The following is a 17,763-nucleotide window of genomic DNA, read 5'->3' as shown; positions in this document are numbered from 1 at the left end:
CGCGGGGGTGCCGCTCCTCGGCGCGCGGCGCCGGCACGGACGGCCGCGCCCCGCGCTCCAGCACGGGCTGCGCCAGGGGGCTTCGGGGACGCGTGCGCACCAGGGTGACACGGCGAGCCCTCTCGTCCGGCTAGTTCAGCACCTGCGGCGCGGACGGCTCGGCTGCCTTTGCGCGCTCCTTGGCCTCGTCGAGGATCCGATCGATGAGCCGGAGCCCGGCGAGCAGCACCTTGCCCTCCTCCTGTTCGCCGCCGTCCTGGGCGGCCGAGGCGAAGGCGCGCAGCGAGAGCGCGTCTTTGCGGATCGTCGACAGATCGGCGGCGCGCGCAACCGACGCGATCTGCTCCGCCAGATCGATCACCGTGTTTGCGTCGCCGAATTCGAATCCGGTCTTCGCGGCGCGGCTGAGGAGCCCCGTGAGCTCCACCCGATACGTCGCGAGCACCAGGTTCCACAGCGCTTCCCGTTGCCGGAAAGAGCGCAGGATCAGCTCGTGGAGGGGAAGCGCGTCATCCGAGAAGGAGCGTTCCATGCTTGAAAACCCATAAGCCCAGAGCTCCGCGGTCTCAAGACCGCTGTGAAACTTCGAAAAAACCTGCGTGCCTTGGATCACGGTCTCCAGTGGTGTTGGCGCCACGCGAGTTGTGCGATCCTTCGATGTCGGACAAAACCGACGCATGTCGGAGAAAACCGACGGCGCATGTCTGCCGCTGATTGCCGCGGTTTACAGCGCGCGCTACCCCGCATCGTTCCTTCGGACGGGTGGGGGCAACCTCGGCGGTAGGGAGTTAGGAAACGATGGCCAACGCGAAGACCAGCGGCAGCGGCGGTGAGGGAGGTCGGCCGAACCTCAGCCCCCTGGCGAACTTCAAGTACGACCTGCCCGCGGGCCTCGTCGTGTTCCTCGTGGCGCTCCCGTTATGCCTCGGCGTGGCGCTCGCCTCGAATGCTCCGCTCTTCGCGGGCCTCACGGCCGGCGTGATCGGCGGGCTCCTCATTCCGCTCCTGAGCCGCTCGCCGCTCAGCGTGTGCGGGCCGGCGGCGGGCCTCACGGCGATCGTCGTCGCGGGTATCGACAAGCTCGGCACCTTCGAGAACTTCCTCGTCGCCGTGCTGCTCGGCGGCGTCCTGCAGATCATCCTCGGCGTCGCGCGCCTCGGCACGGCGGTCTACCTCATCCCGTCATCCGTCATCAAAGGGATGCTCGCCGCGATCGGCCTGATCCTGATCCTCAAGCAGTTCCCGCACGCCATCGGCTACGACCTCGACAAGGAGGGCTCCGAGTCCTTCGTGGTCTCCGAGTCGGAGAACACGTTCACGATGGTCCTGCACGCCTTCGGCCGCCTCGAGCGGGGCGCGCTGCTCATCAGCGCGGTCTCCATGGGCATCCTGGTCCTCTGGGAGAAGACCGAGCGGCTGCGCAAGCTCACGTGGCTCCCCGGCGCGCTCGTCGTCGTCCTCGTCGGCACCGGGCTGAACATCCTGTTCCGCAAGGGCGGCATGCCCATCGCGCTCGAGCAGTCGCACCTCGTCACGTTGCCCCCGTACGACGGCGTGAGCGGCGCGCTCTCGCAGCTCCGCGTGCCGACCTTCGACGCGCTTTCGAACCCGAGCGTCTACGTCGTCGCTCTGACGATCGGCATCGTCGCGAGCCTCGAGACCCTTCTCAGCATCGAGGCCGTGGACAAACTCGACCCCTGGAAGCGCAACACGCCGCTCGATCGTGAGCTCATCGCGCAGGGCCTCGGCAACGCCGCGAGCGGCCTGCTCGGCGGTCTGCCCGTGACGAGCGTGATCGTCCGCTCGAGCGCGAACATCAACGCGGGCGGTCGGACGCGGGGCGCGACGGTCTTCCACGGCCTCTTCTTGCTGCTCGCCGTCCTCTTCATCGCCCCGCTGCTCAACATGATCCCGCTCGCGTGCCTCGCGTCGATCCTGCTGATGACCGGGTACAAGCTGGCGAAGCCCGAGCTCTTCAAGAAGATGTACAAGCTCGGCTGGGATCAGTTCATCCCGTTCGCCTTCACGATCTCCGCCATCCTCCTCACCGACCTCTTGCGCGGCATCCTCGCGGGCATCGTGGTCGGCGTGGCCTTCGTCCTGCGCAGCCACATGCGCGCGGCCTTCACCATCACGAAGGAAGGCAAGCGGCGCGTCATCACCTTCAAGAAGGACGTCTCCTTCCTCAACAAGGCGACGTTCATCAGCGTGCTCAAGCGGGTCCCCGACGGCTCGTCCGTCGTCATCGACGGCGCCCGCGCCGAGTTCATCGATCAGGACATCCTCGAGGTGATCGAGGACTTCCAGGTCTCCGCGGCGATGCGCGGCATCCAGGTCGAGATCCGCGACGTCCGCACGAAGGACGACACGCGGAGGCCCTCGATGGGTTCGGTCGCCGAGCCGAGCCCCGCGCGCCTCGCCGCGCGCACCTGAGCCACGCGCCCTCCCTCCGCTCCGTCCCCTCCTCCCCGGACGGCCGAACCGCTCGAGCACAAGCACGATCCTCCGCGGGCAAACCCTTGCGTTGCCCGGGAGGATGGGTCAAAACGCGCGGTCGCCTCGCGAACGGGCGCCCATTTTTACGGATCATCCAACGTGACCGCCAAGCAGACGACCGCGCAGCCCCTTCGCCCCGAGACGAGCTCGGCCAACCCCTCCAGCACGCCGCAGACGAGCGGCGCCGACGAGCTCGCGATCGTTCGCGAGGAGCAAGCGCTGCTCGATCGCGTGCGCGAGCACCTCGCGACCGTGAAGCCTTCGCGTCCGCCGCCGACGGAGGACTACGAGGCGCAGATGATCTCGTTGCGTGATCAGATCGCGGCGAGCCGCCTCGAGGACGTCCCCGCGCTCGTGCAGCAGATGGAGCGCATCGCGGGTGTCGCCGCGCGCCGCGCCGAGGTCGTCACCGAGCCCGTCGATCCTCGCTCGCCCTACTTCGGCCACCTCCGCCTCCGCGAGCGCGGCAAGCAGGACCGCGACGTCCTCATCGGCCGCACGACACACGTCGACGCCAAGGCGGGCGTGCGTATCGTCGACTGGCGCCACGCTCCGATCAGCCAGCTTTATTACCGCTACGAAGAGGGCGCCGAGTACGAGGAGACCTTCGGCGACCGCGAGGTCGAGGGCAAGGTCCTCGCGCGGCGCACCGTCACCATCGAGAGCGGCGAGCTCTACCGCATCGCCGCGCCGCAAGGCGTGTTCGTGCGCGTCGAGGACGGCTACCGCAGGCTCGACGCCCGCGCCGTCGTGCTCGCGGGCGGGCAGGGCAAGGCCGTCCGCCCCGAGGACATGCGCGGCGCGCTCGGCACGGGCGCGAGCTTCGCGGCGAAGGAGGACAGGCACCTGCCCGAGATCGCCGCGTTGCTCGACCCGCGGCAGTTCGAGCTCATCTCGCGGCCCGACGCGGGCATCGTGGTCATCCAGGGCGGCGCGGGCAGCGGCAAGACGACCATCGGCGTCCACCGCATGGCCTTCCTCGCCTTCAACAACCGGCAGCGCTTCTCCGCCGACAAGATGCTCGTCATCGTCGGCAGCCCCGCGCTCCGCGCCTACATCAGCGAGGTCTTGCCTGCGCTCGGCATCGGCCAGGTCACGGTCGAGACCTTCGCCGAGTGGGCCCGCGCCGCGCGCACGCGCGCCTTCCCCTGGCTCGAGGCGCCCGTCGAGGAGAACACCCCGAGCGCCGTCACGCGGTACAAGACGCACCCGGCGCTCCTGCGCCTGCTCGAAGAGCGCGCGCGCGCCTACGCGCTCGACCTCACGACGCGCAAGGACTCGCGCGGCATCCTCTGGTTCTGGGCCGATCTGCTCACGGACAAGGAGAGCGTCGAGAAGGCGTTCGCCGAGGCGAACGACCCCGAGTTCGGCCTCGACAAGGTCCGCCAGGCGTGGCGCTGGTGCGCCGAGCGATGCCCTGCGGTCCTCGATCGTGACCCCGGCGATCGCGCCGAGCGCAAGGCGGCGCTCGCCGACGAGCCCATCGAGGAGGACGGCGAAGACGAGCGCCTCGGCGCCGACGACAGGCCCATCGAGGAGGACGAGCGCGCGCTGCTCGATCCGGAGGACGACGCGCTCCTGCTCCGCGCCTATCAGGTCATCAAGGGTGACCTCAAGAAGGGCAAACAGCCGTACGTCTTCGAGCACCTCTTCGTCGACGAGGCGCAGGACCTCGCGCCCGTGGATCTCGGCGTCCTGCTCGGCGTCGTCTCCAGGCAGAAGTCGGTCACGCTCGCGGGTGACACCGCGCAGCGCCTCTTCATGGACTCGGGCTTCCGCGACTGGAGCCGCGTGCTCGAAGACCTCGGCCTCGACTCGGTCAACATCGAGCCGCTGCGCATCGCGTATCGCTCCACGCGTGAGGTCCTCGCGTTCGCCCGTGACGTCCTCGGCCCGCTCGCCGATCCCACGCCGCCCGTCGCGCCGCGCACGGGCGCGCCCGTCGAGCACCACCATTTCCCGAGCCAGGGCGCGGCCGTCGCGTTCCTCGCGGACTCGATTCGCCCGCTCTTCTCGCGCGAGCCACGCGCCACGCTCGCGATCCTCGCGCGCCACCCCGAGCAGGCGGACGCGTACTACGAGGCGCTGAAGATGGCCGAGATCCCGAGCCTGCGCCGCGTGCGAGCGTTCGACTTCCTCTTCCGCCCGGGCGTGGACGTCACCGAGATCCGGCAGGTGAAGGGCCTCGAGTACGACTACGTGGTGCTCGTGGACGTGAACGGCTCGACGTACCCGCTGGACGACGAGTCACGGCACCTGCTCCACATCGGCGCGACCCGCGCGGCGCATCAGCTCTGGGTGATCTCGACGAGCAAGCCGAGCCCGCTCGTCCCTGCCTGGCTGCTCAATGCCTGAAAAACTCCCCGGAAACCCCCGAAAAACGGCCGTTCGACGGGAAGCGTGATCGAACGGTCACGAGGGGCTTGACTCCTGCACGGACAGGAGTAGGTTCCGACCCGTCGTCGCCGCTTCGTTTGGCGAACGTGACGCGCGGTGGAGCAGCCTGGTAGCTCGTCGGGCTCATAACCCGAAGGTCGTAGGTTCAAATCCTACCCGCGCAACCAGCGGAGCGTGGGGTCAGCCGTAGGCGCTGCCCTCCACGCTCGGTTGATCACGTAAAACGACACATGACGCGCGGTGGAGCAGCCTGGTAGCTCGTCGGGCTCATAACCCGAAGGTCGTAGGTTCAAATCCTGCCCGCGCAACCAAGTCCGAAGATCGGAGCCAGAGGGGTCGACTCGAAAGGAGTCGGCCCCTTTTGCTTTTTGGACCTCGACGCCCCGGCCTGCGTGTGGCTCAGGCGCTTCGTTCTTGCGAGAGCCCGCCTGCCCCGAGCGTGCCCTCCTCGCCGACACGAAACGCCAGATTGCGTTTGTCGTGGCCGAGCGTCAGCGCCGACCACACCGGCAGCCCGAGCGGCTCGAGCACCTCGCGCAGCACGTCCGTGAGCTCGTAGCGGGCGCCCTCCGGCGGATCACACTTCGTGAAATCGCCGAGCGCGATCCCCGCTGCGCCGTCGAGCGCCCCGCTCAGCCGGAGCTGCGTGAGCAGCCGATCGACCCGGTAGGGCACCTCCGTCACCTCCTCCAGCACCACGATCGCCCCTCGGGCCGACAGCGCCCACGGCGTCCCTGCGAGGCTCGCGAGCACGCACAGGTTCCCCCCGAGCACCCGCCCGCGCACCTCGTCCGCTGGCCCCGCGAAGTGGGTCGCCGGAATGGCCGCGACCTCCTCGCCTGCCAGCATTGCCCGGATTCGTGTCCGCGTCGCCTCGTCCACCTTCGTCGTGATCGACTCCAGCATCGGCCCGTGCACGAGGTGCCCGCTGCGTGTCTTCTCCAGCGCCGAAAACAGCGCCGTCGCGTCCGAGCAGCCGATCACCGGCCGCCCGTCGAGCCCCTCGCTGGGCAGGCTCGGCAGGCAATGCATGCACCCGTAGCCGCCTCGGGCGAGCCAGACGGCGTCGATCCCCTCCGCCGTGAGCGCCCAGAGCAGGTCCTCCGTCCGCGTCGCGGCCGGGCCTGCGGTGTAATGGTGTTGCTTCTCCAGGTTCGGCGCGAGGACGACCTCGTAGCCCCAGCTCTTCACGAGCCGCACGCCGGCCGCGACCCCGGCGAGCTGCGGGATCCCCGCGGGGGCGACGACGGCGATCGTGGCATTTCGCTTCAGCATGGCCTCTCAGACAGAATGGCACGCGAAAATGTGCTCGATTGCGTCGATCAGCACCTGCTCCACCTCCCCCGCCGTGATCGCCGACGGCGACGCGTATCGCAAAAGGTCGAGCGGCGGCGGCCGCACGACGAGATAGGCGAGCACCTCGGGCGTCGGCCGGCGCGTGATGACCACGAAGGCGACACGATCCCCCTCGGCCTTCGGTTTTGCCCCGCCGATCCCCAGCACGAGCTCGATGCTCGGCGTCTCCTTCGCCCCGTCGTCCACGACGATGGCCTCGTGCCCGGCGGCTCGCAGCTCGGCCGCGAAGTCCTCGAACACGGGCCGCAGGACCCTCTCGCGCGCCTCGACGAAGGCCGCGTCGAACGCGCACCTGTCGGGCGCGGCCTTCTCGCGTTGACGCGCGGCATAACGACCCGTGATGGTCGAGAGGCGGTTCTTGTTCTGCTCTTTCATCGATCTCCGCCCCGACACTCTACACGGCGCGCGTTGCCGCGGCCACGCCTGCTGCGCGGGCCTCCGCCGATGTGGTAACGTCGCCGCATGGAAGAGCCCCTCCTCGTGCTCGAGCCCAATACGTTGACCGCGATCGACCCCACGACCGGCGCCGTCCGCTGGTCGACCTCGCTCCCCGGCTGCAACCCGATCTACGCGCGCCTCGCGATTGCCGAGGGCGTCGCGGTCGTCGCCGCGTACGATTTCCTCGCCTGCGTCCAGCAGCAATCTGGCCAGCTCCTCTGGCGCGTGCCGACCCGCAAGGGCGCGCGGGGCGGCGTCGTCATCCGCAATGGCCGGCTCTTCCTCTACAAGAGCGGCGCGATCGAGTGTTACGACGGTCGCGGCGCGCGGCTCTGGGCTCGCGAGGGCGAGAGCCAGTATGGCGGCTCCCTCGGCTTCTCCGGCGACGTCTGCTGGGTGCCGAACGATCGGAATTGATCCCGCCGCGGCCCTGATCAGGGCGACAGGATGAGCACCTTCGGCTGGCTCGGCACGAGCCGCATCCCGGGGCAGTTCGTCATGTTGTGAATGCCCATGCTCGTCATCCGCGTGGCGGGCATGCCGCCGATGAGGCAGGTGAACGCCGCGAGCAGGTGCCGTTGAGGCCCCATCACCATCCCGGAGGCCACGCCGAGCGCGACGCCCGCGTTATCGCCGTTCGTCATCGGAATCGACGTGCCCATGTTGTGCGCCGGTGCGCACACGAAGAGGATGTTGTAGGCGGCGGGCACGCCCATCGGCCCCATGGCGACGTTCGGATAGGGGATCGGCACCGGCGCCGGCGTCGGCGTCAGGCACACGTCCGGGAAGCCGAGGTCCATGCCCATCATCTGCGTGTTCGCGAACATGTGTGCCCTCCTCAGCCGAGGTGGATCTGGCCGCCGTCCATTTTGACGAGCTCGCGCGCCGTCACCACCGCATTCTCGGCGGACACCGCGAGGCTCTTCTCCGCGGCGTAATCGATGCGCTCGGCGCGCAGGTGGTCCGTCTCCTCCACCGTGCGGATCGCGCGCTTCACCTTCTGCGTGAAGCGCTCGAGCACCGAATCGAGCGTACGCGCGCCGAGCTTCACCCGATCGAGCTCCATCACCACGGCCTTTCCGACCACGGTGATCGCCTCGCTCGCCAGCGCCGTGGCCGCCGATCGCAGCGTGATCTTCCCGGCCACCATTTCCACGTCGCCCGGCGTCACCACGGCGACCCCCTCCGGCCCGGAGACCGAGACGCGCCCCGAATTCGAGGCGATGAGGAGGTCGCCGTCCACGCGCACCTCGCTCCGCTTCGCGGCGTCGCGCGTCAGCACTGCGAGCACGAACGCGCGCCGATCCGGCAGCAGCGCGACGAGCACCTCGTCGCCGACGGCGGGGCAGAGCAGGCAGCTCGCGGCGCGTTCGGCGCGATATTCGACGCTGCCGGCCCGGAGCAGCAGCGGTTTGTCCGCGACGACCCGGGCGGTCTCCTGAATGACCTGTTCTTCGTGCAAGATCGAGGCAGGGGCGACCATGTGCGTTCTCCTAGCTCCGGAATCGTTCGGCTTCGAGCATCTCGGGGTCGTTGGCGAGCGCGGCGGCGCGACTGGCGCCGAAGAGCGTGTCCTTCTGGATCGAGGCGTGGAAGAGCGCGCGCATCAGCGTCGCGCCCCGGAAATCACACGCGCTCACGTCGGCGTAGCTGAAATCGGCGTACGTGAGGTCGGCTTCGCTCCACCTCGTGGCCTGGCAATTCGCGCGCTTGAAGATGCACTGGTCGGCCTTCGCGCCCGCGAGGTTCGCCCCCAGGAGCTCGGCCTTCATGAAGATCGATTGCGACAGCAGCGCCTTCGTGAGCGACGCCCGGTGGAGCTTCGCCTCCACGAAGAGCGCGCGGGTGCATTTCGCTCGATCGAGCTTCGCGGAGACCAGCCGCGCGTCCTTGAAGTTGCATTGCGTGAGGTCCGCCCCGGTGAAGTCCACGCCCTCGAGGTCTGTCCCGGCGAACTGGCACATCCGGAAGCTCCCCCCCGCGAGCGATTGCCCGCGCAGGCTCCCCTCCGTGAAGATCGCCATGTCGAACGACGCGCCCGCGAGCTTCGCGGCCGAGAGGTCGGCCTTGAGGAGCACGCATTGCTTGACGGCGCATCGGGACAGGTTGATCCCCGCGACGACCGTGTCCACGAACGTCGTCCGGTCGAGCTTCGCGCCCTCCAGATTGGCGCCCGAGAGGTCTGCGTTCAGGATGGCGGCGATGGTCAGGTCCGCGCCGCCGAGCTGCAAGCTCCGCTGCGATCCGCCGGTGATCTTCGTCCCGATGAGGTTCGCGCCCGCGAGGTTCGTCGACGACATGGACGCCTTGTCGATCACCGCGAGCCGCAAATTCGCGCGCGCCATGCGGGCCCCGTCGAACACGCAATTGTCGAAGATCCCTTCGCGCAGCGACGCCCCCTCCAGGTTCGTCCCCGAGAAGCACACGCGCGTAAAAATCCCGCCGCCGAGGCTCGCGCCCGCGAGGTCCATGGCTCCGAGATCGACGTCCGTGATCGCGTCGCCGTCCCGCACCCGCGCCTCGAGCTCCGCCCTATCCATTCTCGCCTCGCTCCGGGACGCTCCGCACCCGCTTCACGAATGCGCCTTTGAGGCTCGTGTGTTTGTCCCCGCGCATGCGCAAGAAATCCGCGCGGAACAGGTTCGCCTCCTGGAAATTCGTGCCGTCGACGCGCGCCTTCTGCAGGATCGCCTGCATCATCACGGCCTGCTCCAGGTTCGCCCGCCGCAGGTCCGCCCGGACGAACAGCGCGTCGTTCGCGTGAATCCGGGCGAGCCGGGCCCCCTCGAGCTTCGCCTCCGAGAGGTCGGCGCTCGTCAGATCGGCGTCGCTGAAATCGGCGCCCTCGAGGTTCGCCCCTCGCAGATTGGCGCCCTCCATGCGCGCGCCGACGAAGCTCGACCGCGGAAAGCTCGCCTCCTTCACGAAACGCGCCGATCGCATCTCCGCCCGATCGAACCGCGTCCCCTCGCCCGACGTCGAGAGGAACACCGTCCCCGCGCACGTCGCGCCCGAGAGATCGACGTTCCGCATGCTCCCCTCCACGAAGATCGTCTTCGTGAGGTCCGCGCCGCGCAGATTCACGTCCTCCAGCGTCGCGCGGAGGAGCATCAAATTCGAGGCGCGCGCCCGTTCGAGGTTTGTCCCGACGAGCCGCGCCTCGCCGAGGTCCGTCCCGTCGAGGTTCGCCCCCGGCAGGCGTGCGCCCGTGAGATCGGCCTTGGCGAGCACCGTCCGCGTGAGGCGTGCGCCCGTGAGATCGGCGTCCTTCAGCACGACGCCCCCCGCGTTCGCGTCCGAGAGATCCGCGCCCTCGAGCTTCGCCTCCGACAGATCGGCGCGCGCGAGCACGGCCTTCTTCAGGTTCGCGCCCGTGAGGTTCGTCCCGACGAGCCGCGCGCCCTCCAGGAACGCGCCCTCGAAGTCGACGCCACGCAGATCGAGCCCCCGCAGGTCTGCATTCGTGAAATCGCGCCCCGCGAACGTCTCGCCGGCCCGCGCGCCTCGCTCGAGCTCCGCCGCCAGGATCCCGTCCCCCTCGGCCTCGGTGGGCGCGAGGTGGTGCGCGAATCGCCGGTAGGCCTCGTTGAGCTGCTCCTCGAGCGCGACGAGCGTCTCGACGAGCTTCGGATCGGCCAGCGCCGCCCGGATCTCGGACGCGTCGAAGTCGGCGTTGTCGGCGAGCTTCACGAGCTCCTCGAGATGCTCGAGCTGCGCCTTGGCGGAGAACCTTCGCTTCGCCTTCCGGTCCTTCTCCTTCGCGTCGGCGACGAGTTTGTCGTAATCGAGGTTCTGCTCCTTGCAGAGCGCCCGCGCGCGCTCTTCCATTTCTTTCGCCTCGGCCTCGGCCTTCTTCTTCGCCGCCTCCGCCTCCTTCAGCGCGTTCTCCACGACGTCCGGCAGCTCCTCCAGATCGTGCGTCGCCTTGGCCATCGGCGGCAGCTCCTTCGGGATGCCGGATGTGTCGGGCGGGTGCCCGGCGAGCTCCGGGTGCGCGGCGAAGTTCTTCTCGATCGCCTCGCGAGATTCGTCGATCCGCTTCTGTGCCCCGCGCCGCGCGTTCTCCAGGACGAGCCGCTCCGACGCGAGCAGCTCGTTCATGTCCGAGACCTCCTCGTCGGGGTGCGCGCCTCGCTCGGGCATTTCGGGCAAGAGGTCGCGGTCGCGCAGGACGGCGAAGGTGGCCGTGCGTGGATCGAGCCGCTCGGCCATCGCCTTCTTGTAATGCGCGACGGGCTTGCTCTTGCCCGGGGCCTCGTAGGCGGCGAGCAGGTTGATCACGTCGGCGGCGTCGTCCTCGGCCACCGGCACGACGCCGCGGTGAATGACGACGCCACGCGCGTGGTGCGGGAAGAGCCATACGGTGTCGATACGCGTCGGCACGTCGCGGAGCTCCGTCCCGCCCTCGGCCTCGACCTCCACGAAGCAACGCGCGACGCCCGTCGGCAGGCGACCGCGCAGCGTGGCCTCGCGCGGGTGCATGTTTTCCAGGACGAACTCCTCGCCGCCGCGGAGGAAATCGGCGAAGCGCTGGCCCTCGGGCGCGACGTTGAAGAACGTCCAGTCGAAATCGGCGGGATACCCTGGATAACGCTCCTTCAGCCACCTGTCGTCGTACGTCCCGGCCTTCGACGTGCGTTGTGGCCAGGAGATGTCGAGCGGGCTGAACCCCGCGGGATCGGGGCGGTCTCGCGGCGAGCGGACGAGCTGCTTCGGGTTCTCCACGTTGGGCAGCTCGTGCACCTCGACGTCGTCGGCGCGCACGGGCTTTGCGCCCTTGCCGATCGGGTTCTTCGCGAAACCCTCGCCGCCGAACGCGCGCGACCAGGTGATGGGCAGCCCCGAGAAGGGCTGGGGATCCGTCACGCCCGCGAGGGTCCAGCGGCGGTCGCCGAAGACATAAAGCGTCCGGTCGACCGACTCCATTTGCAGGCGCACGTGGCACGAGGGTTTCGGCCCGTTCGGCGGGAAGGCGCGCGCGCCGAGCAGCAGCTCCGCCGTGGATTTCGGCATGCACTCGTCGAGGATGCCCTCCTGACCGAGCTCGTCGGCCACGAGCTTCCACATCGAGATCTCGGGCAGGAGCCTCTCCGGCTGATCGAACGGGAAAAACGCCATCACGGCGATGGAGAGGTAATACCGGCGCTCGTTCTCGAAGGGGCGCGTGAGGACCCCGAGGCGCAGGGGCTTCAGCGTCTTCATATGACGATCTTGAAGCCTTTCAGCTCGACGTTCGTGGCGGCCTGCTTCAGGTCCGTGATCATCTGGTCGATCTCCGTGGGCACCAGCTTGATGCCGATCGAGCCAGCGATCGTCACGGACATGCCCGCCTCCAGGGACAACTTCTGCGCCACGGTCAGGTTCAGCTCGTCCGAGACCGTCACGCCCGTCTTGCCGCCGACGAACACCGCGAGCTGCCTGCCGATGGTGAACGAGTTCGCCGAGGAGATCGTGAACGAGTTCGTCATGCCCGCGAAGAAGCTGTTCGTCATCCCGATCGTGAAGCTCGTGGCCTGCGAGAGCTTGAAATCGAGCGTGCTGCCGGCCGAGAAGCTCACCTTCGTGCCGAGGATCTTCCACGACCAGTCCGAGCGGCTCGTCGTCGAGACCTTGTTCCCCTCGATCTTGACGTCGTCCCCGCTCGACGTGATCGAGATCAAGCCGCCGCTCAGGATATCCGTGGTCCCGGACGTGTCGACCTTCGTATTGCCGGCCGATACCGTGACGTTCGTGTCGCCCTTCACGTTCACCGTGGCGGTGCCCGCGTCGACGTCGGCCTTGTAATTCCCGCTGACGACCTGCAGCGAGGTATCGCCTTTGACCGTCGTCTCCATCACGCCGGTGTCCACGTCGGTGAACAGGTTGCCCTCGGTGACGTGAAGCATCGTGTCGCCTTTGACCGTGGTCGCGGACGAGCCCTCGTCGACCCAGAGCTCGTGCAAACCCGTCTCGACGTGCGTGACCCAGTTGTCCTTGACCTTCACGTCCCACGTCCCGCTGCCCTCCTGGCCGACGTGCAGGTCGTGGTTCGCGCCGAAATCGAGGAGCGTGTTGTCGTCGGTGTGCAGGATGAGCTCGTGGTCCGCGTTCGGCGAGCCCATGCGCAGGTAGGTATTCGAATAGGGCGTCGACATCGTGATGCGCTGCTGCCCGGCCTTGTCCTCGAGCTCCAGCCGGTTCCGCCCGCCCGTTTGAATCACGTTCCTCGTATGATTGCCGCTCGTCACCGGGCTCGGCGTGAGCGCGTTCGGCACGACGCCCGAGATCACCGGCCGGTCCGGATCCCCGCCGAGGAAGCTGAAGACGACCTCGGTGGCCTTGCGCAGCGGGAAGTGAAACCCCTCGATGCCGCCGCCGTGCGGCTGCATCATGCGCACGAACGTGCTCGCCTTGCCGTCCTTCAGGTTCGTCTCGTCGAACTTGAACTTGACCGAATACCGGCCCTGGTCGTCGATCTGGGCGTACTCGCTGTCGGCCGGCCCGTCGACGGTGCCATTCTCGTAGCCGTAGATCCGCGGCCATTGCGTGCGCGACTCGGGCCGGAACTGCGTGCCCTCCGGGATCGCCTCGACCTCGACGTAATACACCTCGTCGTGCTCCAGATCGAGCAGGCGCTGGAACGCCGACGCCCCCGCGGCCTGGTTGCCGTGGTGGCGCACCTCGACCGCGAGGTACTTCGTGTTCAGCGCGGCGCGCGGGTGCTCCTCGAGCTCGAAGACGTGCCCGGCGCGCAGGTGCGAGCGCGAGCCGCGCGCCTGGTAGACGACCTCGCGCGCCAGCATCTCCTCGGCCCGGAGCTTCGCCAGCCGCTCGCCCGCCGCGGCCGAGAAGAACCGCTCGCCATAGAGGCTCACCTCGCCCGCGCCGTTCGACGACACCTGCGACGAGCCGGCGATCGTCAGGTTTGGCCGGGCATAATCGTAATCCTTGAGCTTGACCATCGACGGCAGCGTGCGGTGCCGGCTCGTGAACGCGCGGAACGAGGGCCCGGCGCTCCGGTCCTGCCCGGACTGCGGGTAATACCGCACGGGGCTGCCCACGATGTCGTTCTCGTACGACGCGCCGTCGCTGATGACGAGCTTCTCGCCGTCCTCGCTGTGGATGAAGTAATAATAAATGCCCTCGCGCTCCATCCAGCGCGAGATGAAATCGAGGTCGCTCTCCCGGTACTGGCAGATGTGCTCCTCCGTGTCGTAGGAGCCGAGCCGGAGCTCGTAATCGTCGCCGGAGAGGCTGTTCTCCTCGAGGATCGACTCGATCACCTCGGGCAGCTTCTTTTTCGTGAAGATGCGGCTGTGCTTCGAGAGGCCGAGCAGCCATAGCCGCGGGACGAGCACCGCGCGCACGAGCGAGCGGCCCTCGATCGCGTGCAGGAGCTCCACGCTCGCCAGGATCCCCGCGAACACGAAGGGCGGGAGCTTGTCGTCCGCCCGATCGATCACGAGCTGCGCCTTCGCCCCGATCGCGTCGCCGAGATCCAGCCCGTCGCCCTCTTCCCCCTCGAGCGACAGGAATATCTCGAACTCGTAAGGCCGGGAGATGGCCTCGGCGCCGCGGAATGCGACGACGCGCGTCGTGTCCGGCAGCACGCTCGACGAGATGGTGATGAGTTCGGTCAAAGCCATGGCAAAGCTCCCCGGGGATCCGCCCCAAAGTCCTCGCAGCGGCGCCGAGACTATCATCGTTCCCGCCCTTGGGGAGGGAAAACATTCGCTGTAGGATTCGGCGAGGAGGACGGGACGTGAAGACGCTGATCAAGGACGTGGACATCGTGACCCTCGACGAAAAAGGCACGGTGATCCGGGGCGGGGCCATCGCCATCGACGGCGCGAATCTCGTCGCCGTGGGCGAGGCGCCCGTCGAATTCGCGCCCGACAGGACGATCGACGGCGCGAATCACGTCGCCGTGCCCGGATTTTTCAACGCGCACTGCCACGCGTCGATGTCGCTCGTCCGCGGCTACGCCGAGGACCTGCCGCTCGATCGATGGTTCAACGAGCGCGTCTGGGTCGCCGAGTCCGCGCTCGGCCCCGAAGAAGTGCGCGCCGGAGCCTTGCTCGCCGCGTGCGAGATGATCCGCTCGGGCACGGTCGCCTTCAATGATCACTACTTCTACATGGACCACGTCGCCGAGGTCGTGGAGGCCTCGGGCCTGCGCGCGTCGCTCGCGTGGTGCCAGTTCGGCCTCGGCGCGGGCAAGGAGGTCGGCGCGGATCTCCCGGCCGCGCTCGCCTTCGCCGAGCGCTTTCACGGCGAGGCCGAGGGCCGCATCCGCGCGATGCTCGGTCCGCACTCGCCCTACGTCTGCCCGCCCGCGTTCCTGCGCGAGATCGCGGCGCTCGCGAAGGAGAAGGGCCTCGGCCTGCACATTCACCTCGCCGAGAGCGAGGAGCAGGTGAGCCGCTCGCTCGCCACGCACGGCATGACGCCCACGCGCTTGCTCGAGGAGACGGGTGTGCTCGACGTGCCCACGATCGCGGCGCACGCGCTCTATCTGAGCGACGACGACGTCGCGATCCTCGCGCGCCGCGGGGCGACGGTCGCCCATTGCCCGATCACGTACGCGAAGCTCGCGATGGGCCCGGGGGACGTGCCGCGGCTGCTGCGCGCCGGCGTCAATGTCGCGCTCGGGACCGACGGGCCCGCGTCGAACAACGACATGGACATGAAGGAGGCCGTCCGCTTCCTGCCGCTGCTCCAGAAGCTCGCGCGCCGCGACGCCGAGGCCATCGCCGGCGACGCCTCGCTCCGCATCGCCACGCAGGCCGGCGCGCGCGCCATGGGGTTTCCCTCGTCGGGCGTCCTCGAGGCCGGCAAGGCCGCCGATCTCGTCCTCTTCAATTTCGACAAACCGCACCTCGTGCCCCGCCACGACCTCGTGGCGAACCTCGTGCACGCGGCGAAGGGCAGCGACGTCAGCCACGTCTTCGTGGCTGGAAGGCTCCTCTACGAGAACGGGACGATCCTGACGCTCGACGAGGAGAAGATCCGCGCCGAGGCCGAGCGCGCGGCGTTCCGCATGGTCTCCCGCGATCTGACGGTGCTCCGCGAATACCAGAGCTAGCGGCGATCGGCCGGGCGCGAGGGGCGCGTCGCGCGCCTCTTGCATCGGCTCGTCGTCATGAAGGAACTGACGACAAGGCCGGCCGGCATCATCGCGGTCGCCGTGCTCATGGCGCTCAGCGGCGTGCTCACGGTGCTCTCCAGCGTCCCGGCCCTCACGGGGGCGGCGCTGCCGCCCTGGGCGATCGCGCTCGACGTCGCGGTGGGCATCGCCATGCTCGCCGTCGCCTGGGGCCTGCTCATGCTGCGATCCTGGGCGTGGGTCGTCACGCTCGGCGTCCAGGCCGTGAACGCCCTCTTCGCGATCATCTCCGTCGCCGCGGCCCCGGCGGCGGCATGGCCCGCGTGGATCGCCATCGTGATCGCGGGCGTGGTCGTCTTTTATCTGACGCGACCGAGCATTCGACTGGCCTTTGGTATCGGGGCGCGCCGCGTCTGACGCGCAATCATCCGCTCGAAGCGCCCGGCTCGCTCGAACCCCCGCCCTCACCCTCGCCGCTCGCCGCCGCTGCTGCCTCCGCCGCCGCGGCCTCTGCCTTCTTCCGCTCCGCCTCCTCGCGCCGCTTCTGCAGCGCCGCGGCCTCTGCCTCGCGCCGCTCGACTGCGTCCTGCGCGCTCCGGATCGCCGCCAGCGCCGCGCGCGCCTTGATGCGCGTCTCCTCGGCCTCCCGCATCGGATCGCTGTCGGCCACGATCCCTGCGCCCGCCGTCACCTCGAACTCGGCCGCGCGTGCGATCACCGTGCGGATCGGGATCGCGAAGTCGACCGTTCCATCCGGCAGCACGTACCCGATCGCGCCGCCGTACACCCCGCGCGGCCCTGGCTCGAGCTGGCGGATGATCTGCATCGCCCGCACCTTCGGCGCGCCCGAGAGCGTGCCTGCCGGCATCGCCGCGCGCACCGCGTCGATCGGCGACTTGTCCGGCGCGAGTGTCCCTTCCACCTCGCTCACGAGGTGCATCACGTGCGAGAAGCGCTGCACCTTCATCTCGCTCGTCACGTTCACCGATCCTGCCGCGGCCACCCGCCCCACGTCGTTCCGCGCGAGGTCCACCAGCATCACGTGCTCGGCGCGCTCCTTTGGATCGGCGACGAGCTCGCGCTCGAGCGCCTCGTCCTCCTCCTGCGTCTTGCCGCGTGGCCGCGTCCCTGCGATCGGCCGGAGCGTCACCTTCCCGCCCGACACGCGCACCATCGTCTCGGGCGACGCGCCCGCGATCGCCATCCCCTCGGCGAACGGCGTCTCCGCGAAGTCCAGGAAGAACAGGTACGGCGAGGGCGAAAGCACCCGCAGCGCGCGGTACACGTCGAACGCGTCCGCGTTCCGCAGCGGCGCGCGGAACGTACGGCCGAGGACGATCTGCAGGCAATCCCCGGCCTCGATGTACTGCTTCGCCTTGATGACCTTCATCGCGTACGTGTCGTCGTCGATGTTCGGCTCGGCGAAGAGCGCCTCCAGCGTCGGGTCGGGTGACGGCAACGGATCGAGCTCCGGCCCGTGCGTCATCTCCCACGCGCATCGATCGATCGCGCCCTTCGATCGACCTGCGATCGTGAGCGTCTGCTGGAGGTTGTCGAACACGACCACCGTGCAGTCGCGCATCAGCCTCCCGCTCATCCCCTCGTTGGGCCACGGCTTGATGCCGTTCGCCACGTTCGCCGCGTCGTAGACGAGGTAACCCACGAGCGCCTGCGAGAAGCGCGCGGCGAGCCCCTCGGCGTCCTCGAGCTCGGAGGCGTCCCCTGCGAGCAGCTCGAGCGCGTTCGCGCCGGGCGGGTAGGCGTGCTCGGTGCGCGCGCGGTAGCCGAGGATCGAGTAGCGCCCCCAGCGCTCGCCGGGCAGCACCGACTCGAGCAGGAAGGACGAGCGACCGGCGGATTGTGCGCGCAGCGCGTTGTAGGCGCGGACGGGCGTGACGTGATCGGCGGCGAGGGTCCGGGTGAGGATCTGGCTCTGGCTCACGCGCGAGAGGTTACACCGAGCGAGCGCGTGTTGCCGCGGGGATCGAAGC

General features: G+C 68.9%; 14 protein-coding genes and 2 tRNA genes. 7 read left to right on the top strand and 9 right to left on the bottom strand.

The window, feature by feature from the left end:
* Positions 1–130 precede the first annotated feature (130 nt).
* Positions 131–532, bottom strand: a complete 402-nt coding sequence (locus tag GF068_RS20580; protein WP_153821099.1) for a hypothetical protein — start codon at positions 530–532, stop codon at positions 131–133.
* Positions 533–798: 266 nt separating this feature from the next.
* On the opposite strand from GF068_RS20580, the gene GF068_RS20575 reads away from it, so the two are divergent.
* From GF068_RS20575 to GF068_RS20560, 4 genes are all read left to right on the top strand, one after another.
* Entirely contained in the window at positions 799–2,433 is a 1,635-nt protein-coding gene (locus tag GF068_RS20575; protein WP_153821098.1) for a SulP family inorganic anion transporter, read from the top strand.
* A gap of 162 nt (positions 2,434–2,595) precedes the next feature.
* Positions 2,596–4,851 carry an ATP-binding domain-containing protein gene (locus GF068_RS20570; RefSeq protein ID WP_338046486.1) on the top strand — a complete coding sequence of 752 codons (2,256 nt, stop codon included), beginning with the start codon at positions 2,596–2,598 and terminating at the stop codon, positions 4,849–4,851.
* 132 nt (positions 4,852–4,983) lie between these two features.
* Positions 4,984–5,060 (top strand) — tRNA-Met (locus GF068_RS20565).
* 67 nt (positions 5,061–5,127) lie between these two features.
* Positions 5,128–5,204 (top strand) — tRNA-Met (locus GF068_RS20560).
* Positions 5,205–5,292: 88 nt separating this feature from the next.
* Here the strand turns inward: GF068_RS20560 and GF068_RS20555 are convergent.
* Entirely contained in the window at positions 5,293–6,168 is an 876-nt protein-coding gene (locus GF068_RS20555) for a S66 peptidase family protein (protein WP_153821097.1), read from the bottom strand.
* 6 nt (positions 6,169–6,174) lie between these two features.
* Positions 6,175–6,624, bottom strand: a complete 450-nt coding sequence (locus GF068_RS20550; RefSeq protein WP_153821096.1) for a hypothetical protein — start codon at positions 6,622–6,624, stop codon at positions 6,175–6,177.
* Positions 6,625–6,711: 87 nt separating this feature from the next.
* On the opposite strand from GF068_RS20550, the gene GF068_RS20545 reads away from it, so the two are divergent.
* Positions 6,712–7,104 (top strand): outer membrane protein assembly factor BamB family protein, encoded by a 393-nt coding sequence (locus tag GF068_RS20545; RefSeq protein WP_153821095.1) that lies wholly within the window; start codon positions 6,712–6,714, stop codon positions 7,102–7,104.
* Between the two features lie 17 nt (positions 7,105–7,121).
* On the opposite strand, the gene GF068_RS20540 is transcribed toward GF068_RS20545, so the two are convergent.
* From GF068_RS20540 to GF068_RS20520, 5 genes are read right to left on the bottom strand one after another with little or no spacing between them, the layout of a single operon-like run.
* Complete coding sequence (locus GF068_RS20540; protein ID WP_153821094.1) at positions 7,122–7,514, bottom strand: DUF4150 domain-containing protein; 393 nt, start codon at positions 7,512–7,514, stop codon at positions 7,122–7,124.
* An 11-nt stretch (positions 7,515–7,525) separates the two neighbouring features.
* Positions 7,526–8,170, bottom strand: a complete 645-nt coding sequence (locus GF068_RS20535) for a DUF3540 domain-containing protein (RefSeq protein WP_153821093.1) — start codon at positions 8,168–8,170, stop codon at positions 7,526–7,528.
* A 10-nt stretch (positions 8,171–8,180) separates the two neighbouring features.
* A complete protein-coding gene (locus GF068_RS20530) occupies positions 8,181–9,227 on the bottom strand; it encodes a pentapeptide repeat-containing protein (protein WP_153821092.1) in 1,047 nt (348 codons plus the stop codon).
* On the bottom strand, positions 9,220–11,889 hold the full coding sequence (locus tag GF068_RS20525) for a DUF2169 family type VI secretion system accessory protein (RefSeq protein ID WP_153821091.1): 2,670 nt from the start codon (positions 11,887–11,889) through the stop codon (positions 9,220–9,222). Before GF068_RS20525 ends, GF068_RS20530 begins: the two co-directional genes overlap by 8 nt.
* On the bottom strand, positions 11,886–14,312 hold the full coding sequence (locus tag GF068_RS20520) for a type VI secretion system Vgr family protein (RefSeq protein WP_153821090.1): 2,427 nt from the start codon (positions 14,310–14,312) through the stop codon (positions 11,886–11,888). Before GF068_RS20520 ends, GF068_RS20525 begins: the two co-directional genes overlap by 4 nt.
* A gap of 116 nt (positions 14,313–14,428) precedes the next feature.
* Between GF068_RS20520 and GF068_RS20515 the strand changes: the two genes are divergently transcribed.
* Positions 14,429–15,751, top strand: coding sequence for an amidohydrolase family protein (locus tag GF068_RS20515; RefSeq protein ID WP_153821089.1), 1,323 nt, complete (start codon positions 14,429–14,431; stop codon positions 15,749–15,751).
* Between the two features lie 57 nt (positions 15,752–15,808).
* Positions 15,809–16,189, top strand: coding sequence for a hypothetical protein (locus GF068_RS20510; RefSeq protein ID WP_153821088.1), 381 nt, complete (start codon positions 15,809–15,811; stop codon positions 16,187–16,189).
* A 7-nt stretch (positions 16,190–16,196) separates the two neighbouring features.
* Here the strand turns inward: GF068_RS20510 and GF068_RS20505 are convergent, their stop codons facing one another.
* Positions 16,197–17,714, bottom strand: a complete 1,518-nt coding sequence (locus GF068_RS20505; RefSeq protein WP_206079505.1) for a chorismate-binding protein — start codon at positions 17,712–17,714, stop codon at positions 16,197–16,199.
* Positions 17,715–17,763 lie beyond the last annotated feature (49 nt).

The organism is Polyangium spumosum (assembly GCF_009649845.1).
Taxonomy (GTDB): Bacteria; Myxococcota_A; Polyangia; order Polyangiales; family Polyangiaceae; genus Polyangium; species Polyangium spumosum.
The sequence above is the reverse complement of the archived record's forward strand: the minus strand, read 5'-3'. Positions and strand labels throughout refer to the sequence as shown.